Annotated in this window: 20 protein-coding genes, 4 tRNA genes and 1 pseudogene; 11 read left to right on the top strand and 14 right to left on the bottom strand. The window is 70.2% G+C overall.

The genetic code is table 11. The annotated features are described in order from the left end of the window. Position 1: 1 nt before the first annotated feature. Together AB0P29_RS13020 and pdxY are read left to right on the top strand one after the other, a co-directional pair. Complete coding sequence (locus AB0P29_RS13020) at positions 2-1,354, top strand: aminotransferase class I/II-fold pyridoxal phosphate-dependent enzyme (protein WP_363380343.1); 1,353 nt, start codon at positions 2-4, stop codon at positions 1,352-1,354. Then, positions 1,351-2,202 carry a pyridoxal kinase PdxY gene (gene pdxY / locus AB0P29_RS13015; RefSeq protein WP_363380340.1) on the top strand — a complete coding sequence of 284 codons (852 nt, stop codon included), beginning with the start codon at positions 1,351-1,353 and terminating at the stop codon, positions 2,200-2,202. The genes AB0P29_RS13020 and pdxY overlap by 4 nt, the downstream gene beginning before the upstream one ends. A gap of 21 nt (positions 2,203-2,223) precedes the next feature. Here pdxY and AB0P29_RS13010 read toward each other — a convergent pair whose 3' ends face one another. Continuing rightward, positions 2,224-2,772: an HIT domain-containing protein gene (locus AB0P29_RS13010; RefSeq protein ID WP_311283716.1), complete on the bottom strand. Its 549-nt coding sequence runs from the start codon at positions 2,770-2,772 to the stop codon at positions 2,224-2,226. After that, the gene (gene thrS, locus AB0P29_RS13005; RefSeq protein ID WP_363380337.1) at positions 2,769-4,778 is read right to left on the bottom strand and encodes a threonine--tRNA ligase; all 2,010 of its coding nucleotides are present in this window, start codon (positions 4,776-4,778) and stop codon (positions 2,769-2,771) included. Before thrS ends, AB0P29_RS13010 begins: the two co-directional genes overlap by 4 nt. Positions 4,779-4,932: 154 nt before the next feature. Between thrS and AB0P29_RS13000 the strand changes: the two genes are divergently transcribed. Beyond that, positions 4,933-6,099, top strand: a complete 1,167-nt coding sequence (locus AB0P29_RS13000; RefSeq protein ID WP_363380334.1) for an SLC13 family permease — start codon at positions 4,933-4,935, stop codon at positions 6,097-6,099. Between the two features lie 2 nt (positions 6,100-6,101). Here AB0P29_RS13000 and AB0P29_RS12995 read toward each other — a convergent pair whose 3' ends face one another. Further along, on the bottom strand, positions 6,102-6,758 hold the full coding sequence (locus tag AB0P29_RS12995) for a DNA alkylation repair protein (protein ID WP_363380331.1): 657 nt from the start codon (positions 6,756-6,758) through the stop codon (positions 6,102-6,104). 1 nt (position 6,759) lies between these two features. After that, positions 6,760-7,272 (bottom strand): ACT domain-containing protein, encoded by a 513-nt coding sequence (locus tag AB0P29_RS12990; protein ID WP_253034616.1) that lies wholly within the window; start codon positions 7,270-7,272, stop codon positions 6,760-6,762. Between the two features lie 101 nt (positions 7,273-7,373). Here AB0P29_RS12990 and AB0P29_RS12985 point away from each other — a divergent pair. Then, positions 7,374-7,535, top strand: a pseudogene (locus tag AB0P29_RS12985) (zinc-binding dehydrogenase); the annotation flags it as partial. 18 nt (positions 7,536-7,553) lie between these two features. On the opposite strand, the gene AB0P29_RS12980 reads toward AB0P29_RS12985, so the two are convergent. Next, positions 7,554-7,904, bottom strand: coding sequence for a YnfA family protein (locus AB0P29_RS12980; protein ID WP_064002111.1), 351 nt, complete (start codon positions 7,902-7,904; stop codon positions 7,554-7,556). Between the two features lie 136 nt (positions 7,905-8,040). Between AB0P29_RS12980 and AB0P29_RS12975 the strand changes: the two genes are divergently transcribed. Further along, positions 8,041-8,355 carry a hypothetical protein gene (locus tag AB0P29_RS12975; RefSeq protein WP_363380327.1) on the top strand — a complete coding sequence of 105 codons (315 nt, stop codon included), beginning with the start codon at positions 8,041-8,043 and terminating at the stop codon, positions 8,353-8,355. A gap of 90 nt (positions 8,356-8,445) precedes the next feature. Here AB0P29_RS12975 and AB0P29_RS12970 read toward each other — a convergent pair. The 3 genes from AB0P29_RS12970 to AB0P29_RS12960 all read right to left on the bottom strand — a co-directional run bounded on the left by AB0P29_RS12970 (position 8,446) and on the right by AB0P29_RS12960 (position 8,742). Further along, positions 8,446-8,517, bottom strand: a tRNA-Val gene (locus tag AB0P29_RS12970). Positions 8,518-8,541: 24 nt separating this feature from the next. Next, a tRNA-Cys gene (locus tag AB0P29_RS12965) sits at positions 8,542-8,615 on the bottom strand. A gap of 55 nt (positions 8,616-8,670) precedes the next feature. After that, positions 8,671-8,742: transfer RNA gene (locus tag AB0P29_RS12960), tRNA-Gly, on the bottom strand. Positions 8,743-8,901: 159 nt separating this feature from the next. On the opposite strand from AB0P29_RS12960, the gene AB0P29_RS12955 reads away from it, so the two are divergent. Further along, positions 8,902-8,974 (top strand) — tRNA-Val (locus AB0P29_RS12955). Between the two features lie 52 nt (positions 8,975-9,026). Here AB0P29_RS12955 and AB0P29_RS12950 read toward each other — a convergent pair. The 5 genes from AB0P29_RS12950 to zapE form a co-directional block, all read right to left on the bottom strand. Next, complete coding sequence (locus AB0P29_RS12950) at positions 9,027-9,731, bottom strand: MBL fold metallo-hydrolase (RefSeq protein WP_308210385.1); 705 nt, start codon at positions 9,729-9,731, stop codon at positions 9,027-9,029. Between the two features lie 44 nt (positions 9,732-9,775). Continuing rightward, positions 9,776-10,222, bottom strand: a complete 447-nt coding sequence (locus AB0P29_RS12945) for a DUF6098 family protein (RefSeq protein WP_363380324.1) — start codon at positions 10,220-10,222, stop codon at positions 9,776-9,778. A 100-nt stretch (positions 10,223-10,322) separates the two neighbouring features. Continuing rightward, a complete protein-coding gene (locus AB0P29_RS12940) occupies positions 10,323-10,670 on the bottom strand; it encodes a hypothetical protein (RefSeq protein ID WP_363380321.1) in 348 nt (115 codons plus the stop codon). A 188-nt stretch (positions 10,671-10,858) separates the two neighbouring features. Then, a complete protein-coding gene (locus AB0P29_RS12935; RefSeq protein WP_363380319.1) occupies positions 10,859-12,076 on the bottom strand; it encodes an ammonium transporter in 1,218 nt (405 codons plus the stop codon). A gap of 195 nt (positions 12,077-12,271) precedes the next feature. After that, positions 12,272-13,303, bottom strand: coding sequence for a cell division protein ZapE (gene zapE, locus AB0P29_RS12930; protein WP_363380316.1), 1,032 nt, complete (start codon positions 13,301-13,303; stop codon positions 12,272-12,274). A 64-nt stretch (positions 13,304-13,367) separates the two neighbouring features. Here zapE and AB0P29_RS12925 point away from each other — a divergent pair, with 64 nt between their 5' ends. Next, on the top strand, positions 13,368-14,072 hold the full coding sequence (locus tag AB0P29_RS12925) for a dihydrofolate reductase family protein (protein WP_363380314.1): 705 nt from the start codon (positions 13,368-13,370) through the stop codon (positions 14,070-14,072). On the opposite strand, the gene AB0P29_RS12920 is transcribed toward AB0P29_RS12925, so the two are convergent. Then, the gene (locus AB0P29_RS12920; protein ID WP_363380311.1) at positions 14,044-15,264 is read right to left on the bottom strand and encodes an alpha/beta fold hydrolase; all 1,221 of its coding nucleotides are present in this window, start codon (positions 15,262-15,264) and stop codon (positions 14,044-14,046) included. The genes AB0P29_RS12925 and AB0P29_RS12920 overlap by 29 nt on opposite strands. A gap of 25 nt (positions 15,265-15,289) precedes the next feature. On the opposite strand from AB0P29_RS12920, the gene AB0P29_RS12915 reads away from it, so the two are divergent. The 4 genes from AB0P29_RS12915 to AB0P29_RS12900 all read left to right on the top strand — a co-directional run bounded on the left by AB0P29_RS12915 (position 15,290) and on the right by AB0P29_RS12900 (position 20,491). Further along, a complete protein-coding gene (locus tag AB0P29_RS12915; RefSeq protein ID WP_217531682.1) occupies positions 15,290-15,871 on the top strand; it encodes a DUF3000 domain-containing protein in 582 nt (193 codons plus the stop codon). Next, entirely contained in the window at positions 15,864-17,060 is a 1,197-nt protein-coding gene (locus AB0P29_RS12910) for a ribonuclease D (protein ID WP_363380309.1), read from the top strand. The genes AB0P29_RS12915 and AB0P29_RS12910 overlap by 8 nt, the downstream gene beginning before the upstream one ends. A gap of 72 nt (positions 17,061-17,132) precedes the next feature. Continuing rightward, positions 17,133-18,338: a thiolase family protein gene (locus tag AB0P29_RS12905; RefSeq protein WP_363380306.1), complete on the top strand. Its 1,206-nt coding sequence runs from the start codon at positions 17,133-17,135 to the stop codon at positions 18,336-18,338. An 11-nt stretch (positions 18,339-18,349) separates the two neighbouring features. After that, a complete protein-coding gene (locus tag AB0P29_RS12900; RefSeq protein ID WP_363380299.1) occupies positions 18,350-20,491 on the top strand; it encodes a 3-hydroxyacyl-CoA dehydrogenase NAD-binding domain-containing protein in 2,142 nt (713 codons plus the stop codon). The last annotated feature ends 33 nt before the right edge of the window (positions 20,492-20,524 follow it).

Here is a 20,524-nt window from a genome sequence, read left to right as displayed (position 1 = left end):
CATGGCAGACGATGTCCTGGCGATCGGCGGCGAGACCGCCGCTGAGATCGCGGACAGCATCCGTGCCCTCATCGATCGAGGCGACCTCACTCCCGGCGCCGCGCTCCCCTCCGTCCGCGCGCTCGCCGACCTCGTCGGGGTGAACCGCAACACGGTCGTCGCCGCGTACCGCCTCCTCGCCGCCGCCGGCGCGGTCGAGACCGCCGGCCGCGCCGGTACCCGCGTCGCGCCGCGGTCGGACCCGGCGCAGGAGGGTTTCGCCGCCGACACCGTGCTGCGCGACATCGGGACGGGGAACCCGGACCCCGCGCTCATCCCGGATCCCTCGCATGCGCTGTCGAGCCTCGCGGGTCGGCCCGTCCTCTACGGCGAACCGACGATCGACCCCGACCTCGAGGCGTGGGCGTCTCAGTGGATCGCGAAGGATCTGCCCGAACGCGCCGAGCTGCGCCTCACCATCACGGGCGGCGCGGTCGACGCGCTCGAGCGCCTCTTCGCCGACGCCCTCACCCGCGACGACGCCGTCGGGCTCGAGGATCCCTGCTTCCTCTCCGCCCTCCGCACGGTAAGGATCGGCGGTTACCGGCCGGTCCCGATCCCCGTCGACGATCAGGGAATGACGGTCGCCGGGCTGCGCGCCGCGCTCGACGCCGGCGTGCGCGCCATCGTGTGCACTCCGCGCGCGCAGAACCCCACCGGTGTGAGTCTGACCGCCGAGCGGGCGGCGCAGCTGCGCGCCGTGCTGGAGCAGCATCCGTACGTCCTCGTCATCGAGGACGACCACTTCTCGATGCTCTCGCGCGAGCCGTACCACTCGATCATCGGACCCGGGCACCGACGGTGGGCCCTCATCCGCTCGGTGTCGAAGTTCCTCGGGCCCGACATGTGCCTCGCGGTCACCGCGAGCGACCCCGAGACCGCCGAGCGCCTGGCGCGCCGGCTGAGCCCCGGGTCCACGTGGGTGAGCCACCTGCTGCAGCGTCTCGTCCTGGCGCTCGTCTCCGACGACGCCGTCCTCGCCGGGGTGGAGCGCGCCGCACGCCACTACCGCGCGCGCAACGACCGCTTCGCCGCGGAACTGACGCGGCTCGGCCTCCCCACTGCGGCGGGCGACGGGCTCAGCGTCTGGGTGCGTGTCCCCGCTCCCGCCCGCGCCGTCGCCGAGCAGCTCATGCGGCGCGGGTGGCTCGCCCGTCCCGGCGACGAGTTCGTCCTCGCCGATCCCGCGGCGACCCACCACCTGCGCCTGACCGTCCACGATCTGTCCGACACCGACCTCGCGCGCCTGGCCGCCGATGTCGCCGCCTCGGCGCGAGTCATCGCGCCCTCCTCGGAAGCGAGTACCGCCCCGTGAAGATCCTCTCCATCCAGTCCGCCGTCGCGTACGGTCACGTCGGAAACTCCGCCGCGGTGTTCCCGCTGCAGCGCATCGGCGTCGAGGTGTACCCGGTGTACACCGTCAACTTCTCGAACCACACCGGGTACGGCGCGTGGCGCGGCCCGCTCATCAGCCCGCAAGACGTCGCCGACGTCATCACCGGCATCGAGGAGCGCGGCGCGTTCGGCGAGATCGACGCCGTCCTCTCGGGGTACCAGGGCGGTGAGGGCATCGGCGACGTCATCCTCGACGCGGTCGCCCGGGTCAAGGCCGCCAACCCGAGCGCGATCTACGCCTGCGACCCTGTCATGGGCAACGCGAAGAGCGGATGCTTCGTGGCCCCCGCCATCCCGGTCCTGCTGCGCGAGCGGGTCGTCCCGGCCGCCGACCTCATCACGCCGAACCAGTTCGAACTGGGGTTCCTCACCGGGACCGAGCCGTCGGACCTCGAGTCGACGCTCGCGTCGGTCGATGCCGCCCGGGCGATGGGCCCGTCGACGGTCCTGGTCACGAGCGTCGAGCATCCCGACCGCCCCGAGGGGACGATCGAGATGCTCGCGGTCACGGACGACGGCGCGTGGATCGTCCGCACCCCCCACATCCCCATGAAGGCCAACGGCTCGGGTGACGTCACGGCGGCCCTGTTCACGGCGCACTTCCGCCGCACCGGCGACGCGGCGGACGCCCTCGCGCGGACGACCTCGAGCGTCTTCGACCTGCTGCAGCAGACGTACGACGCGGGTTCGCGCGAGCTCCGACTGATCGAGGCGCAGGAGGCCTACGCCCACCCGCGCATGCAGTTCGAGGTCACGCAGGTCCGCTGACGTGGCGGGGCGGCCGGCTCGTCAGATGACGGGCCAGCCGTCGGCCACGGCCTGCCGAACCTCGCCGAGCAACTGCGGCAGGGCCTTCGTCTTGGCGATGATCGGGAAGAAGTTCGCGTCCGTCGCCCAGCGCGGCACGACGTGCTGATGCAGGTGCTCCGCGACGCCCGCACCGGCGACCGTGCCCTGGTTCATGCCGAGGTTGAACCCGTCGCACTTCGCGACCGTGCGCAGGACCCTCATCGCGACCTGGGTCAGCGCGCCGATCTCGGCGACCTCCTCCGGGGTCGCGTCGTCGTACGTCGCGAAGTGACGGTACGGGCAGACCAGCAGGTGTCCCGAGTTGTACGGGAAGAGGTTCAGCAGGACGTAGGCGGTCTCACCGCGCGCGACGATGAGACCCTCCTCGTCGGTCTTGCCCGGGGCGGCGCAGAACGGGCAGTCGTGCTTCAGCGGCTCGGGGCCCGCCTGGATGTACGCCATCCGATGCGGCGTCCACAGTCGCTGGAACTCGTCGGGCACGCCCGCCAGCTCGGCGGCAACCTCCACGCGGCGGTCGTCGTCCGTCATGCCAGGTCCGCCGCGGTGTTCACGAGCGTGCGGTCCGCGATCGCCGCGACGATCTTGTCGATCGCCTCGTCGACGGGGATGCCGTTGGTCTGGGAGCCGTCGCGGAATCGGAACGAGACGGTGCCGGCCGACCGGTCCTGCTCTCCCGCGATGAGCTGAAGGGGGACCTTCTGGGTCGTGTGGGTGCGGATCTTCTTCGGCATGCGGTCGTCGGAGTGATCGACCTCAGCGCGGACGCCCGTGGCGCGCAGGCGCGCCACGATCTCGTCGAGGTACGGACCGTACTCCTCGGCGACGGGGATGCCGACGACCTGGACGGGAGCGAGCCACACCGGGAATGCCCCGGCGTAGTGCTCGAGCAGGATCGCGAAGAACCGTTCGATCGACCCGAACAGCGCACGGTGGATCATGACCGGACGGTGCTTCTCACCGTCGGGACCGGTGTACTCCAGCTCGAACCGCTCCGGCTGGTTGAAGTCGAGCTGGATCGTCGACATCTGCCAGGTGCGACCGATCGCGTCCCGCGCCTGGACCGAGATCTTCGGGCCGTAGAACGCGGCCCCGCCCGGGTCGGGCACGAGCTCGAGACCGGAACCCTCGGCGACCTCCCGCAGGGTCTGCGTCGCCTCGTCCCACAGGCCGTCGTCGCCGATGAACTTGGGGTTGCCCTCCTCCTTCGTCGACAACTCGAGGTAGAAGTCGTTCAGCCCGTAGTCGCGCAGGGTCTTCAGCACGAACTCGAGACTGTGCTCGAGCTCGCCCTTGACCTGGTCGGAGGTCACATAGATGTGGGTGTCGTCCTGCGTCATCCCCCGCACGCGAGTCAGGCCGGCGAGCGTGCCGCTCTTCTCGTAGCGGTAGACCGAGCCGAATTCGCTGAGCCGCAGCGGCAGTTCGCGGTAGCTGCGTCCGCGCGAGCGGAAGATCAGGTTGTGGAACGGGCAGTTCATGGGCTTGAGGTAGTACTCCTGGCCCTCGCGCGAGACGTGACCGTCGGCATCCACCACCTCGTCCAGCACCATCGGGGGGTACATGCCGTCGGCGTACCACTGCAGGTGACCGCTCGTCATGAACAGGTCGCCCTTGGTGATGTGGGGCGTGTTCACGACCTGGTACCCGTTGGCGAGGAGGCTCTCGCGCATGTAGCGCTCGATCTCGTACCGGATGATCCCGCCCTTGGGGTGGAACACCGACAGGCCGGGCCCGATCTCCTCGGGGAAGGAGAAGAGGTCGAGGTCCTTGCCGAGCTTGCGGTGGTCGCGCTTGGCGGCCTCCTCGAGTCGGTGCTGGTAGGCGCGCAGTTCGTCCTTCGACGGCCACGCGGTGCCGTAGATGCGCTGCAGCTGGGGGTTCTTCTCGCTGCCGCGCCAGTAGGCGCCGGCGACGCGGGTGAGGTCCCAGCCGTTGCCGGCGACACGGGTGCTCGGCACGTGGGGCCCGCGGCAGAGGTCCTTCCACGCGGTCTCACCGTCGCGCGTGACGTTGTCGTAGATGGTGAGGTCGCCGGCACCCACCTCCACCGACGCACCCTCGGCCGCCTCCTGCGACCCGCCCTTCAGCCCGATGAGCTCGAGCTTGAAGGGCTCATGAGCGAGCTCGGCGCGGGCCTCGTCATCGGTCACCACACGGCGGACGAAACGCTGTCCTTCGCGGACGATGCGCTCCATCTCCTTCTTGATGGCCTTGAGGTCCTCCGGGGTGAACGGCTCCGCGACGCCGAAGTCGTAATAGAAGCCGTCGGTGATCGGCGGGCCGATCCCGAGATTCGCCTGCGGGCGGACGCGCTGCACCGCCTGCGCGAGGATGTGGGCCGTCGAGTGGCGCAGGATGTTCAGCCCGTCGGGGCTCGATACGGTGACCGGCTCGACGCCGTCGAGAGAGTCGACGACCGTCGCGAGGTCCTTCAGCTCGCCGCGGATGCGGAGCGCGACGATGGAGCGGTCGGGGAACAGGGCGAAACCGTCGGCGGGAAGGGCGACATCCGCCGGGGCGATCGGATCAGACAAGGGGGATCTCCAGAAGGTGGCTCGGATCACGGTGACTCAGCTTCGAGCGCTGTACGCGCTCCGCCCGCTCAGGCCCGCGGCGTTCGCGTGCCGGCGAGGTGGGACACCCGGCTGTTCTGCATCATGCGAGTCTACTGGGCCGCCGGGAGGGGCGATGATGGATGCCGTGAAGCTCGCTCTCGCGGGGGTCGTCGTGCTCGCGGGCGCGATCGTCGCCGTCGCCACCGGCATCCTGCCTCTCTCCGAGCTGGGCGTGGTCGCCGAGCGCGTGCTCCCGATCCTCGCGTTCGTCGTGGCGGTCACCGTCGTCGCGGAGCTCGCGGCGAAGGCTGGGGTCTTCGACGTCACGGCGTCGTGGCTGGCGCGGATGTCCCGGGGACGCACCGCTCTGCTCTGGGCACTCGTCGTGGCCCTCGCGATCGTGACCACCGCGTTCCTGTCGCTCGACACCACCGCCGTCCTCCTCACCCCCGTCGTGATCACCGTCGCACGCGCGAACGGGCTGCCGCCGCTGCCGTTCGCCCTCGCGACGGTGTGGCTGGCGAACACGGCGTCGCTCCTGCTGCCGGTGTCGAACCTGACGAACCTCCTCGCCCTGGCCCGGATGCCGGGGGCCGCCGACCCGACGTCGTTCGTGCTCCTCCTCGGGCCGTCCGCCGCCGTCGCCGTCCTCGTGACCGTCGCCCTCCTATGGGTCATCCATCGGCGCTCGCTGGTCGGCTCGTTCACGGTGGCCCCGCCGCCACGGGTGAGCGACCGTGTGCAGCTCCTTGCGGCATCCGTCATCGTCCTCGCCCTGCTGCCACTGCTCGTGAGCGGGATCGAGCCGTGGATCCCCGCGACGGTGGCGGCGCTCGCCCTGATCGGTCTGTTCGCGTGGCGCTCGCCGAAGGCGCTGCGGCTGCGGCTCGTGCCGTGGTCGCTGCTCGTGTTCGCCGCGGGACTCTTCTCGGCCGTCGCCGCCCTCGAGGCGTGGGGCTCGGGACAGGTGGCGACGGCCGTGGCCGGATCGGGATCGGCGCCGGTCGACCTGCTGCGGATGTCGGGAACGGCGCTCGTGACCGCGAATGGGCTCGACAACCTTCCCGCGTATCTCCTGCTCGAATCGACGGCGGACACGCCGGAGCGCCTGGCCGCCCTGCTGATCGGCGTGAACGCCGGGCCGCTCATCACGCCGTGGGCGTCGCTCGCCACTCTGCTCTGGCATCAGCGGCTCGTGGCGGCGGGGGTGCACCTGCCGTGGCGTCGCTTCATCCTGTGGGGTCTCGTCGCGGCTCCCCTCGTCGTCGCCGCAGCGACCGTCCCGCTGCTGCTGCGCTGATCTCAGAGGTGCTTCAGCGCCTCGCGACGGCTGAGTGGACTCAGCGCGTGGGCGGCCACGTAGGCGTACACCCACTCCGGGTACGCCCGGGCGGCGTCGCGCAACGCCCAGCCGATGGCCTTGCGGATGAAGAACTCGCCGTCGCGGAGGTTTGGCTCGAGCGCGTCGGTCAGCAGGCGCAGGTCCGTCCGCTCGCGGCGACCGAGCTGGCTGAGGATCGCGAGGCGTCGCAGCCACAGCTCCTCACTCACACACCACCCGCGGACGAGGGCGTCTCCGTCGCGGGGATGCTCGTCGAGGAGTTCGCGGACGCGGCCGCTCAGCTCGTCGGTGACATCCCACCAGCAGCCCGTCCGCACCATGTGCTCGACGAGCGGGACGATCCGCAGGTCCGCGCGGGCGGGCGGCACGGCCAGGAGCATCATGGCCGCGTACCGCTCCTCGCGATGGGATGCCGCATCCCACAGCTCCCGCGCGTCGTCGAGGATGCGCAGGGGGTCGGTCTCCCCCGCGGCCGCCGCCCGCGCGATCCGTCGCGTCTCCGGTACCCGCACGCCCAGGAACGGAAGGTCGGACTTCATGTACGCCTGCTGGCCGGCCGCGCGGGACGCGTCGGCTGCGCCCCGCAGGCGGGAGCGGATCTCGTCGACGCGGTGCACGTCAGGCGACGGTGAGGTCCACCTGGATCTCGCCCGCGAGCTCCTCCAGCGCGGCCGTCACCGGCGCGGCATCCGCTCCGGCCGGCACGCGGAACGCGACCGTCGCCTCGAAGAGGGTCCCGCCCGCCATCGGCGCGTCGAGCGTCCGACTGCGGAAGGTGTCGATGCTGAGCGCATGGGCGGCGATCGCCGCGGTCACGTCGCGCACGATCCCGGGGCGGTCGTTGCCGAGGACGGTGACCTCCATCGCGCGCTCGACGGGTTCGGTCACCGAGGCCACGTGTCCGCCGTGGACGGTGACGCGCAGCATCCCGTCGAGTCCTTCGAGCGCCGTGACGAGGTCGGCCTCACGGTCGTCGTCGATCGAGACGAGCACGATGCCGGCGAAGGCGCCGGCCAGCTCGGCGAGCTCGCTGCGCTCCCAGTTGCCTCCCGCGGCCGAGACCTGCTCGGCGAGGGCGTTGACAAGTCCCGGGCGGTCGTCGCCGACCACAGTGAGCACGAGGTGGGCCATGGCGGGATCCTATCGGTCGGGATGCCGCGGCGCAGGGGCATGCGCCGCGAGACGCATGCGGCGTAGCGTGCCGCGCATGAAGGCACTCCAGTACACGCGCCCCGTACTGGGGATCGCGCAGTGAGTTGATCGAGGTGCTCGACCTCGCACGATCGGGTCAGGTGTCGGTCGAGGTCCAGCGGTACTCCCTCGACGACGGCCCGAAGGCCTATGAGGCGCTCGCGGCCGGGAAGGTGCGGGGGCGCGCGGTCATCGTCCCCTGATCGGCCGCGGGGTCGCGATCATCCGTCGACGGCGTCGGTCACCACCGGCGCGAAGATGATGATCGCGGCCCCGACCAGGGCGACACCGGAGCCCACGTAGTCCCACACGGTGGGGCGGAACCCGTCGACGACGATCCCCCAGGCCAAGGATCCGGCGACGAACACTCCCCCGTACGCGGCGAGCACCCGTCCGAAATGAGCGTCGGGCTGCAGGGCGGCGACGAAGCCGTAGGCGCCGAGGGCGACGATCCCGAGCAGCGCGAACCACCATCCGCGGTTCTCCCGCACGGCCTGCCAGATCAGCCAGGCGCCGCCGATCTCGGCGACGGCGGCGAGGACGAACAGGACGATGATCCGGGCGGTGGTCATGTCCGCATTTTCTCAGCGACCTGTGACGACCGTGTGACACGTCCGGCCGGTGCGCGAGGATGGCCCGCGCGGGTGAGAGGATGACCGTGGAGACCGCAGCTCTGCCCTTCTGTACGCCTCGACCAGGGTCGGTTCCATGGGACTCCTCGCCTACAACAGCACCACACGCTTCGACATCGACGATCGCACTCTCGCGCACCTCGAAGCCGTCATCTACGCCAAGCTCCGCCGCGGCGAAGCCTTCCTCTTCACGTGGTCGCGGGCCGCGGGTGAAGGCACCGGCCGCACGACCGTGTGGATGAACCGGGCATCGAGCCTCGCCTTCCGCCGGCGGAGCGACGCCCGCATCCCGCTCAACCACGAGTGGGTCGAGCGCCTGATGGCTGCCGCGAACTCCCCCGCCGGACTCCACGAGCTGCCCGAGACGGAGCAGGTCGCAGCCGTCGGCTGACCCCTCGCTGCGCGGGCCCGGGGCGCCTCGGGCCCGCGCAGCGCCGCCCGCGCACAACAAAAAACCCCCGGAGAACCGGGGGTTTGTCTGTGCGCGATACTGGGATCGAACCAGTGACCTCTTCCGTGTCAGGGAAGCGCGCTACCGCTGCGCCAATCGCGCCTGTGAAGGCTGTTGAGTTGTGAGTGGAGGTGGCGACGGGATTCGAACCCGTGTGGACGGCTTTGCAGGCCGCTGCCTAGCCACTCGGCCACGCCACCGTGTGTGGTTTGACCCACGTGACGCGATCTCCCCGGAGGAAGATCCCCACACTCGAGCGGATGACGAGATTCGAACTCGCGACCCTCACCTTGGCAAGGTGATGCGCTACCACTGCGCTACATCCGCATTTCGTTCCGGATCTCTCCGGCACTCGTTAAACAGTAGACGATTCCGGCGCCAGCGCAAAACCGAGTACGCCCCGCGCGTGTCACCCGATCGGGCTTCCGTCGGTTCGGTCGGAGCCTCGCGATCCGGTATGCTCGGACACCGGCCCGAGTGTCATTCGGGCGATTGGCGCAGTTGGTAGCGCGCTTCCTTCACACGGAAGAGGTCGTCGGTTCGAGTCCGGCATCGCCCACCGAACAAGCCCCGGCAGGTCCCAGACCGCCGGGGCTTCACCCTTGTCCGGATCAGTGTGGACCGACGACCCGGGCCCGTCGAGCAGCTGAGGCGATCCCCGAGATCCAGGGGTCCCCATGCCCCGTCAGCACCACGCCCGCCTCGGTCGCCTCGAGCGCGTCGAGGGAGTGCAGCGCGGTCGCTGCATTCTTCGTGGCCGCATTCGCGACGATCTGCGGACCGCGCTTGCCGGTATACGGATCCAGAGTGACGAGCGCGTCGCCGGACAGCAGGACGCCGCGCGTCGCGAAGTAGAACGCACAGTGCCCGTCGGTGTGACCGGGTGTGTGCACGACCGTGGGACGACCCGGCACATCCAGGACGCCGCCGGATGGAAGGGATGCCTCCGCGTCCACCCCGCGCACCGCCAGCGCACCCGCCGCTGCCATCCGACCGATCACAGGGATGCCGCCCGGGTGGGTGAGCAGATACGGGATCCGAGCCACGGCCGGACGATACCGGTACGGATGCCGCGCCAGCCGACGATCATCCGGGTGGACACGCACGGGGACCCCCGACGCCCGCAGTCCGTGAGCGAGGCCGACGTGGTCGAAGTGCGCGTGTGTGAGGAGGACGGCATCGATGTCCTGGCGTCGCAGGCCCAGGTCGCCGAGGAGGACGTCGAGGACCCTTCCCGTCGCCGGCAGTCCGGCATCGACGAGCGTCACGCCGTCGGTATCCCTGATCAGGTAGCAGTTCGTGGCCGCCACTGTCATACGGAAGAATCCGGGACGATCCTCCACCCAGGCCGTCGACGCCTTCATCCCTCCGGCCCCCGACCCGCGTCGAACTCGCCGCGGTAGCGATCCTCTGCTTCCTGGAGCAGCTGCTCGTCGAGGATCGCGATCGCTTCGGGATTCGAAAGCAGCGGCTCACAGTCGGGACCCCGACCGGCGAGCTCACCCCGCAGGACCCATGCGAAGCGGTCCGGGTTCTCCTCCTGCAGGTGCCGATACTGCGACAGCTGGCGCGCGAGCCAGTCCTCGAGCGGCCGGGTCCACCAGCTTTCGGCGTCCAGCGGATTGACCGAGAGTCCCGGCAGTCGGAGCCCGCTCTCGGTATCGATGCTCGTCCGCTCCGCATCCTGCGCGGGGCCTTCCGACCAGCGCACCTGAAGGCCCGGGCTGGCGCGCACCAGAGCGGCGAGTTCGGCCAGGCGGTGGATGACGAGCAGGGTGGAGGTGGGACGATCGGCGGCCGCGGACATGCGACGCAACGTACGGATCAGCTTGTACCGCCCGGAGGGCCTTGACATCGCCGCTCCGCGCCGTCGCCGTGTGGACGGCGCGGACCAGCGATGCAGTTCCTCAGTTGGCGAGGATCACCTCCGCCTCGGTGAAGAACTCGCTCACCGCGGCATCCACGGTCTTCGTTCCGAGACCGAGCTCCTTTTCGAGATCCCAGAACTTCTGCTCGAGGGAGCCGTAGCCCACCACGGCCGCCGGGGGTGCGTCACCGATGGGGTTCGACACGGATTCGATGTAGTCGGCGACCTGCTGATCCGGACCTTCGAGCGTTGCGCCCTCGAGCTTGCTCGTGGATGCCGGGAATCCCAGGGTCGTACCGAAGATCTCGCCCGCCTCGGGGCTGTTGACCACGTGGTCGAGGAACAGGGCTGCGGCTTCGGGGTGCTCTGTGCGCGAGGAGATCGCCACCTGCAGGCCGCCCTGTCGGTACAGGTCCTTCGACCGGGCTCCGCCGCCGGAGACGGGTCGGCAAGCGCAGGAAAGCGCGTCCCCGCCGACCTAGGGCGGAAGACGGAACGAGCGCAAGACTCCGGCCCCTGCACAGAGGAGGGGGCGCCGCGGATGGTCCGCGGCGCCCCCTCGGTGCGAGGTGCGTATCAGTCGACGAGAGCGTAACCCTCTTCGCCGTGGACGACGGTGTCGATGCCGGCGATCTCGTCCTCGTTCTTCACCCGGAAGCCGATCGTCTTCTCGATCGCAAAGCCGATGACGAAGGCGACCACGAACGAGTAGATGAGGACCGCGAAGGCGGCGACGGTCTGCGAGATCAGCTGGCCCGCGTCACCACCGGTGAACAGGCCGGTGCCGGTCGCGAAGAAGCCGAGGTACAGGGTGCCGATGACACCGCCGACGAGGTGCACGCCGACCACATCGAGCGAGTCGTCGTAGCCAAGCTTCCACTTCAGCTCGATCGCGAGGGCACAGACCGCGCCGGCGATGACACCGAGCAGGAGCGCCCATCCCGGCGCCAGAGCGGCGCACGCGGGGGTGATGGCGACGAGACCGGCGACTGCACCGGAGGCTGCCCCGACCGACGTCGCCTTGCCGTCCTTGAGCTTCTCGACGAGAGTCCAACCCAGGATCGCGGCGGCGGTGGCGCCGAGCGTGTTGATGACGATGGTGCCCACGGCCTGGTCCTCGGTGCCGAGCAGACCGAAGGTGCCCTCGGCACCCGCGTTGAAGCCGAACCAGCCGAACCAGAGGATCGCGGCACCGAGCATGACGAGCGGCACGTTGTGGGGCTTGTGGATGCCCTTCTGGAACCCGACCCGCTTGCCCAGAACCAGCGCGAGGGCGAGAGCGGCTGCACCGGCGTTGATGTGGACAGCGGTACCACCGGCGTAGTCGATGACTCCGGGCAGCCCCGTGCTGTCACCCCAGTTGAAGATCCAGCCGTCGCCCCACACCCAGGCGGCGACGGGGAAGTAGACGACCGTTGCCCAGATGCCCGCGAAGATCATCCACGCGCCGAACTTCGCGCGGTCGGCGATCGCGCCCGAGATGAGGGCCACCGTGATGATCGCGAAGGTGGCTCCGTATGTGGCGCCGACGAGGGTGTCGCTGTCCGCCGCGGCGAGCCCGAAGTCGGCGAACGGGTTACCGGAGAAGGCGAACGTGCCTCCGCCGAGGCTCATGTTGAACCCGAACAGGATCCAGAGGACGCCGATGAGACCCATGGCGCCGAAGCTGAGCATCATCATGCTCACGACGCTCTTGGCCTTGACGAGACCCCCGTAGAAGAACGCGACGCCCGGCGTCATGAAGAGTACGAGGGCTGTCGCGGCGACAGACCACGCGAGGTTTCCGCTGTCCATGAAGTTCCTCACTCATGTGTTGTGTAACTCAGTCCCGGCGCGCCTGTTCATTCGGGTAGGCAGCGCTGTCGGGCGCGATCAGTTTGGCGCCGTCGAGTTTCCGCGGCGGGATGCGTCGTGTTTCGCGCCGGTTACGAGCGGGGCGAGCAGGTAAACATCACGTTTCCCGCCTCTGCGAGTGAGGCGACGAGCACCCTAGGAGTGGGTGAGAGCCACCAGGCGCGAGACGGCGCGGAGGTACTTCTTGCGGTATCCGCCCGCGAGCATGTCCTCGCGGAACACGGAATCGAGCGGAGTCCCGGTGGCGCGGATCGGGATCTGCGCGTCGTACGCGCGGTCGACGAACGCCGCGAAGCGCAGGGCGGCGGACTGGTCGTCGAATCCGACCACGTTCCGCAGGCCGATGGTCCCGATCCCCTCGATGAGGCGGATGTACCGCGACGGGTGCACCGAGGCGAGATGGCGGATGAACGCCCCGAAGTCGTCATCGGAGACGAGAGCGGATGCCGCGGCATCCGTCATCGCGCTCTCGTAGGCGACGTCGTCGAGGACGACCGCGTGACCGTCGACGGCGCGCTGCCGGTAGTCGGTGCCGTCGATCCGAATGGTCTGGAAGTGTTCGGCCATCGCATGGATCTCGCGGAGGAAGTCCTGCGCGGCGAACCGCCCCTCCCCCAGTGCGTTCGGCGGGGTGTTGGAGGTTGCGGCGAGCTTCGTGCCGGTGGGGACGAGCTCGGCGATGAGTCGCGTCATCACCATCGTGTCGCCCGGATCGTCGAGCTCGAACTCGTCGATGCACAGCAGGTCCGCGCCGCGGAAGAGTTCGACGGTCTTCTGATAGCCCAGCGCCCCGACCAGCGCGGTGTACTCGATGAACGAGCCGAAGTACTTCCGGCGTGCCGGCATCGCGTGGTAGATCGCGGCGAGCAGGTGGGTCTTGCCGACGCCGAAGCCGCCGTCGAGGTACACGCCCGGCTTCATCGGCGCTTCGCGCTTGGCGCGTCGGAAGAAGCCTCCCCGCGCGGCGGGTGCCCCACGACCCGAGCTGAAGACCTCGAGCAGGTCCTTGGCCCCCTGCTGCGAGGGATAGGCCTCGTCGGCGCGGTAGGTCTCGAAGGTGGCCCCGTCGAACTGCGGCGGCGGCACGAGAGCGGCGACCATCTCGGCACCGCTCACCTTCGGATCGCGTTCGCTCAGGTGCGTGGTTCCGGAGGAGGTGAGGGGCACCCGACCAGCCTAGCCGCCGGGCGCAGTCCCCTTCGCGGCCCGCAGCGCGTGCGAGGATGGCGGCGTGTGGGTGACCGAGGTGCTGCCGTCGACCGGGGAGCGGGTGGATGCCGCGACGCCCAAGGGGCGCGCATGGTTGGCCGACCGGTACGCGCCGGCCGCGGACGCCTGGGTCCGCCTCAACATGATCACCTCCTTGACGGGGTCGGCCGTCGGCCCGGACGGCACGAGCGACACCCTCACGAACCGCGCCGACCGCGCGATCCTGGGGGTCATCCGCGCGGGCGCGGACGCCGTCGTCGTGGGAGCGCAGACCGTGCGAGCCGAGGGGTACGTCCTCCCCCGACGCTCCCGCCTGGTGGTCGTGTCGCGAGCGGGTGACCTGGCCGGGCACCGACTCGAACCCGCCGCCGACGGACCCGACGACCAGGTGCTCCTCCTGCTGCCCCCGGACGCGCCGACCCCGCGCCCCGTGCCCGGTGTCACCCTCGTCCGCGTCACGCTGGACGACGGACGGATGCCGGTGCCCGGCATCCTCTCCGCCCTCGCCGACCGCGGCATCCGACGCATCGTCTGCGAGGGCGGCCCGTCGTTGGCCGGACAGTTCGCCGCGGCCGACGTCGTCGACGAGTACTGCATCACGGCAGCGCCCCGGTTGGTCCCGAGCGCCGGACCGTTCCTGCCGCTGGCGGACGCCGTCGACACGACACCCGCGGGCGTGCTCGTCGACGACGACGGATTCAGTTACCTGCGTCTGCGTCGCCGGTGAGGCCGCGCGCCGACAGCCAGTCGCGGATGTCCGAGGTCCAGCGCTCCTCGTCGTAGTTCCACAGCTTCGTGTGCCGGGCCCCCTCGAACTCATCGAGCGTGACGAGGTCGGGACGTCGATCCCGCAGCGCACGGGAGGCCGCCGGCGGCACGAAGTCGTCCGCCGCGCTGTGCAGGATCAGGATCGGTGCGACGAGCTCGTCCGCCCGGGCGAGGACGTCCAGACGGTCCCACGGGATCGGGTCGCCCGCCCCCGTCAGCGACGACGCCCACGGGCGGGTCAGCGCGTCGAGGGCGAGATGCGTCAGCGGGCGCGGGATGCGGGTGAGGTCGGCGTGATGCGTCAGCACGCGGCGCCAGTCGACGACGGGCGAGTCGAGGATGACGCCGGCGATGAGGTCGCGGTGGGCGGATCCCGCCGCCAGCTGCAGCGCGATCGCGCCGCCCATCGACCACCCCATGAGGATGATGCGCCGCGCCCCGGCGCGGCGGGCGTAGCCGATCGCGCGGTCGACGTCGCGCCACTCGGTCGCGCCCAGTGCCGAACTCCCTCCGCGGCTGCGCGGAGCGTCGGCATCGTTGCGGTAGGAGGTGAGCATCGACGTGATCCCCGCGGCATGGAAGACCGGCACGGCACGCAGGGTCTCCGCACGCGTCGTGCCGCGTCCGTGGATGTGCACCGCCCAGACGTCGCTCCCGCCGTCCGCGGGGAACACCCACGCGGGGCACGACCCGAGCGAAGTGCTGACCGAGACCTCCTCGAACGGGAGATGCAGTTCGGCGGGATCGGAGAAGTACCACCCGCTGAAGGCAGCGGCGGCGTCGAGGCGATCCGACTCGTCGATCTGGGTGAGGAGCTTCCGGGTGACGGTGTCCGTCCCCGCGGCGAGCACGGTGCCGAGCTTGATGTAGCTCTGCGTCCCGGTGGTGAACAAGCCGTAACGCCCCGGCAGGACCGTATCCGCCGAGCGCGAGAGCGTGATGGTCTGCGCGGCGACGTCGACGTCGACGAGGGTCGTGTCCGGCACCCGAGCGGAGAGCGTCACGACGCGCCGCGCGACGCGACCGGCGAGGAGCGCGAGCAGTCCCGTCGTGCTGACGAGCGCCGTGGTGAGCGCGACGACGGTGCTGCGCATCGTGGGAACGGTCCCGGGTCGGGCCGCGTCGGGGACGGCGCGCCTGGAAGCCTTCATGGTGCCCTCACTCTAGTCTGTCGCCGTGACCGAACCCCCGACCGGGACGCCGGAGTTCCTCGCTGTGAGTGACGCGTTGCGCGCCCTGCACTTCCGCGAGGACTTCGTCGTGCGCGAGATCGCCGCACCGGCATCCCTCGCCCCCGAGGCCATCGCCTTCGCGGGCGACGTGCGTCCGGACGACGACGGTGAATCCCCTTACGGGACGGGCCGGATCGTCATCCTCCATGACGCCTCGGAACCGGATGCCTGGGGCGGCCCCTGGCGGATCGTCTGCTTCGCGCAGGCCCCTCTCGAACCCGAGATCGGCACCGATCCCCTGCTGGCCGACGTAGCCTGGTCATGGCTGGTCGATGCACTCGCAGCGCGTGGAGCGACGTTCCACGCGGCATCCGGCACAGCGACCAAGACCCTTTCGAAGGGTTTCGGAACGCTGGCCGCCGAGGGCGACGGTGCGCAGATCGAACTCCGCGCGTCGTGGTCCCCCGACGGGGATCCGACCGGTCACATGGACGCCTGGGGCGAGCTGGTCTGCATGTTGGCAGGTCTCCCCCCGGGTTCGGAGAACATCGCCGTGTTCGGCGGACAGCGGAGTACACGTGGCTGAATACGAGGTCATCGCCGATCTGGATGCGGCGGCGGCCGCAGCGTCGCGCCTGGCGGCCGGTGACGGTCCCGTGGCCGTCGACGTCGAGCGGGCGTCGGGCTTCCGCTACTCGCAACGCGCCTACCTCATCCAGGTCTACCGGCGCGGCAGCGAGGTGTTCCTGTTCGACCCGCCCGCGATCGGTGACCTCTCCGCCCTGCAGGCGGCGATCGGCGACGAGGAGTGGGTGCTGCACGCCGCCAGCCAGGATCTGCCGTCGCTGCGCGAGGCCGGACTCGAGCCGCCCCGGATCTTCGACACCGAACTCGCCGCCCGACTGCTCGGTCACGACCGGGTGGGTCTGGGCGCCGTCGTCGAGGACACGCTCGGCATCACCCTGGCCAAGGCGCACTCAGCGGCGGACTGGTCGACCCGGCCGCTCCCCCAGGGGTGGCTCGAATACGCTGCGCTGGACGTGCTGCACCTGATCGACGTCCGCGACGCCCTGGCGACCGAACTCGATGAACAGGGCAAGACCGCCTTCGCCCAGGAGGAGTTCGAGGCAGTGCGCACCCGCGCCCCCAAGCCGCCGCGCGAAGAGCCGTGGCGCCGGCTGAGCGGGCTCCACACGGTGCGCGGTCGCCGCGCGCTCGCCGTCGCCCGTGCGCTGTGGCAGGCCCGCGAAGACTACGCCCGCGAAGAGGACGTCTCCCCGGGCCGACTCGTGCCCGACCGCGCGCTCGTCGCGGCCGTCATCGCAGACCCCGCGACCAAGCAGGACCTCGCCCGCGTGAAGGAGTTCACGGGACGCGCGAGCCGCAGTCAGCTGGACCGCTGGTGGGCGGCCATCGAGGCGGGGCGCGCAGATCCCGCCCTGCCCGCCGAGCGCGGCCCGGGTGACGGGATGCCGCCGCCCCGGGCATGGGCCGATCGCAACCCCGCGGCGGACGCGCGCTTGAAGGCCGCCCGGCCTCTCGTGGAGGCGCGCGCCGAAGAGCTGGGGATGCCGACGGAGAACCTCCTGACGCCCGACCTGCTCCGCCGCGTGGCCTGGCATCCGCCGGCCGAGGTGACGGCCGAGTCGATCGGCGATGCCCTCGGGGAGCTGGGCGCGCGCCCGTGGCAGATTGCACAGACTGCACAGGTGATCGCCACGGCCTTTGTCGATTCCGTGCAGGTGCCCGACGCGGCATCCGAGACCGCTTCGTAGGTTCGACCCAACCGATTTTCGCGGTATCGCGGCCTCCGTAGGCTGGGTGGGAACCCAATCATTGGAGGCAGTGTGGCCGAGCTTTCGGACGTCTATTTCGTCGACGGAATGCGCACCCCGTTCGGGCGTGCGGGCGAAAAGGGCATGTATTGGAACACGCGCGCCGACGACCTCGCCGTCAAGGCGACGATCGGCCTCATGGAACGGAACCCCGACGTCCCGGCTGAGCGCGTCGACGACGTCGCGATCGCCGCGACGAGCCAGACCGGCGAGCAGGGGCTGACCCTGGGGCGGTCGGTGGCGATCCTCGCGGGGCTTCCGCAAACGGTCCCCGGCTTCGCCATCGACCGGATGTGCGCGGGCGCCATGACGAGCGTCACCACGATGGCCGGGGCGATCGGCGTCGGCATGTACGACGTCGCGCTCGCGGGCGGTGTGGAGCACATGGGGCACTACCCGATCGGCGGCAACGCCGACCCCAACCCGCGGTTCGTCGCCGAGAAGATGGTCGATCCCGGCGCCCTCAACATGGGAGTCACGGCGGAGCGCATCTTCGACCGGTTCCCGCAGCTCACGAAGGAGCGCTCCGACCGGTTCGGCATGCTGAGCCAGCACAAGGCGCAGGCCGCCTACGAATCCGGCAAGTTCCAGCCCGACCTCGTCCCCGTCGCGGTGAAGGATGCCGCCGGCGCGTGGGGACTGGCGACCGAGGACGAGGGCCGTCGTCCGCAGACGACGATGGCCGACCTCGCCGCCCTCAAGACCCCGTTCCGACCGCACGGTCGCGTGACGGCCGGCACATCCTCCCCCCTCACCGACGGCGCGACCATGTCGCTCCTCGCCGGCGGCGGCGCGGTCAAGGAACTGGGGCTCACCCCAAAGATGCGGATGGTCTCGTTCGCCTTCGCGGGCGTCCAGCCCGAGATCATGGGCATCGGCCCGATCCCCTCGACCGAGAAGGCGCTGAAGAAGGCGGGCCTCACGATCGACGACATCGGCCTGTTCGAGCTGAACGAGGCCTTCGCCGTGCAGGTCATCTCGCTGCTCGACCACTTCGGCATCGCCGACGACGATCCGCGCGTGAACCCCTGGGGCGGCGCGATCGCGCTCGGGCACCCGCTGGCGGCATCCGGTGTCCGCCTCATGATCCAGCTGGCGGCGCACTTCGCGGAGCGACCCGACGTCCGTTACGGCCTCACCGCGATGTGCGTCGGCCTCGGACAGGGGGGCTCCATCATCTGGGAGAACCCGCACTACAACGGCAAGAAGAAGAAGTGAGGCAGCCGACCATGACGAACTACGACCGGATCGACTTCTCGCCCCTTCTCGCCCTCTCCGACAGCGAGGTCGTGACCCACTCCCCCGTCCGCGACATCACGCTCGCCAGCGGCAAGGTCCTCGCCCTCATCACGCTCGACAACGGCCGCGACCACACCCGCCCCAACACGCTGGGCCCGGCGACGCTCACCGAGCTCGGCGCGACGCTCGACACCCTGACGACGCGCGCGGCCGCGGGCGAGATCGACGCCGTCGGCATCACCGGCAAGCAGTACATCCTGGCCGCCGGCGCCGACCTCAGCGAGGTCAGCAACGTCGGTTCGGTGGAGAACGCGCGACTCATCGCCCAGCTCGGCCATCACGTGCTCGGCAAGCTGTCCGACCTCGGCGTGCCCTCGTTCGCGTTCGTGAACGGGCTCGCGCTCGGCGGCGGCCTCGAGATCGCGTTGAACTCGACCTACCGGACGGTGGATGCCTCGGCTGCGGCGATCGCCCTCCCGGAGGTCTTCCTCGGGATCATCCCCGGCTGGGGCGGCGCGTACCTGCTGCCGAACCTCATCGGCATCGAGAACGCCCTCGAGGTCGTCATCTCGAACCCGCTGAAGCAGAACCGGGTGCTCAAGCCGCAGCAGGCGTACGACCTCGGCATCATGGACGCGATCTTCCCCGCCTCGAGCTACCTCGAATCGTCGCTGCGCTGGGCCGACGACGTCCTCACCGGCGCCGTCAAGGTCGAGCGTAAGAACGCCCCCGGCAAGATCGAGCGCCTCACCAAGTGGCCCATCGCGATCAAGATGGCCCGCGGCATGCTCGAGTCGAAGATCGGAACGGTGCCCCGGTCGCCGTACGTGGCTCTCGACCTGCTCGACAAGGCCAAGAGCGGCACCAAGGCCGAGGGCTTCGCGCGGGAGGACGAGGCGCTCGCCTCGCTCGTCACGGGCGACCAGTTCGCGGCATCCATGTACGCGTTCGACCTCGTGCAGAAGCGCGCGAAGCGGCCGGTCGGTGCGCCCGACAAGGCTCTCGCGAAGAAGGTCACGAAGGTCGGCGTCATCGGTGCGGGGCTCATGGCGAGCCAGTTCGCGCTGCTGTTCGTGCGCAAGCTGCAGGTGCCCGTGCTCATCACGGACCTCGACCAGGCGCGCGTCGACAAGGGTGTCGCGTACATCCACGACGAGATCGGCAAGCTCGAGGCGAAGGGCCGGCTCGACGGCGACACCGCCAACAAACTGCGCGCCCTCGTGACCGGGACGACGGACAAGTCCGCGTACGCGGACTGCGACTTCGTCATCGAAGCCGTCTTCGAAGAGGTCGGCGTCAAGCAGGCCGTCTTCGCCGAGATCGAGGCCGTGGTGGCCGAGGACGCGATCCTCGCGACGAACACCTCGTCGCTGTCGGTCGAGGAGATCGGCGCGAAGCTCGCGCACCCCGAGCGACTCGTCGGCTTCCACTTCTTCAACCCGGTCGCGGTCATGCCGCTCATCGAGGTCGTGAAGACGCCGAAGACCTCGGATGCCGCCCTGTCGACCGCCTTCGTCGTCGCGAAGGGCCTCGGTAAGAACGCGGTCCTCACCGCTGACGCGCCCGGCTTCGTCGTGAACCGGCTGCTCGCCAAGGTCATGGGCGAGGCGGCCCGCGCCGTCTACGAGGGCACACCCGTCGCCGACGTCGAGAAGGCGTTCGCTCCGCTGGGCCTGCCCATGGGACCGTTCCAGCTCATCGACCTCGTCGGCTGGAAGGTCGCCGCGCACGTGCAGGACACGATGGTGCGCGCCTTCCCCGATCGCTTCTACGCGAACGAGAACTTCCACGAGCTCGCCGCGCTCGACGCGGTCGTCGAGAAGGACAAGGGGGGCCGGGTGACCGGCTTCACGAAGGCCGCCGAGAAGGTCGCGAAGAAGGCGACCGGATCGACACCGGCATCCGCTGAGGAGATCCTCCGCCGGGTGCAGGACCGCCTCGCGCAGGAGATCAAGCTCATGCTCGACGAGGGCGTCGTGCCCGAGGTCGAGGACATCGACCTCTGCCTCATCCTCGGCGCGGGTTGGCCCTTCATCGACGGCGGCGCCACGCCGTACCTCGACCGCGAGGGAGCCAGCGAGCGGGTGTTCGGTGACACGTTCCACCACCCGCCGATCCGCGGCATCGCCTGATCGGACGGCAGGACGGGAGCGGCCCCGGGGTGG

It is taken from the genome of Microbacterium sp. NPDC080220, from assembly GCF_040686395.1.
Classification (GTDB): Bacteria; Actinomycetota; Actinomycetes; order Actinomycetales; family Microbacteriaceae; genus Microbacterium; species Microbacterium gawkjiense.
The sequence above is the reverse complement of the archived record's forward strand: the minus strand, read 5'-3'. Positions and strand labels throughout refer to the sequence as shown.

Coding starts and splice junctions, on each gene's coding strand:
- AB0P29_RS12975 (WP_363380327.1), top strand. CDS start 8,041: ATGGGACTCCTCGCCTACAACAGCACCACACGCTTCGACATCGACGAT.
- AB0P29_RS13000 (WP_363380334.1), top strand. CDS start 4,933: ATGATGGATGCCGTGAAGCTCGCTCTCGCGGGGGTCGTCGTGCTCGCG.
- AB0P29_RS12900 (WP_363380299.1), top strand. CDS start 18,350: ATGACGAACTACGACCGGATCGACTTCTCGCCCCTTCTCGCCCTCTCC.
- AB0P29_RS12990 (WP_253034616.1), bottom strand. CDS start 7,272: ATGGCCCACCTCGTGCTCACTGTGGTCGGCGACGACCGCCCGGGACTT.
- AB0P29_RS13020 (WP_363380343.1), top strand. CDS start 2: ATGGCAGACGATGTCCTGGCGATCGGCGGCGAGACCGCCGCTGAGATC.
- AB0P29_RS12945 (WP_363380324.1), bottom strand. CDS start 10,222: ATGTCCGCGGCCGCCGATCGTCCCACCTCCACCCTGCTCGTCATCCAC.
- AB0P29_RS12920 (WP_363380311.1), bottom strand. CDS start 15,264: ATGAAGGCTTCCAGGCGCGCCGTCCCCGACGCGGCCCGACCCGGGACC.
- AB0P29_RS12935 (WP_363380319.1), bottom strand. CDS start 12,076: ATGGACAGCGGAAACCTCGCGTGGTCTGTCGCCGCGACAGCCCTCGTA.
- AB0P29_RS13010 (WP_311283716.1), bottom strand. CDS start 2,772: ATGACGGACGACGACCGCCGCGTGGAGGTTGCCGCCGAGCTGGCGGGC.
- AB0P29_RS12980 (WP_064002111.1), bottom strand. CDS start 7,904: ATGACCACCGCCCGGATCATCGTCCTGTTCGTCCTCGCCGCCGTCGCC.
- AB0P29_RS12950 (WP_308210385.1), bottom strand. CDS start 9,731: ATGACAGTGGCGGCCACGAACTGCTACCTGATCAGGGATACCGACGGC.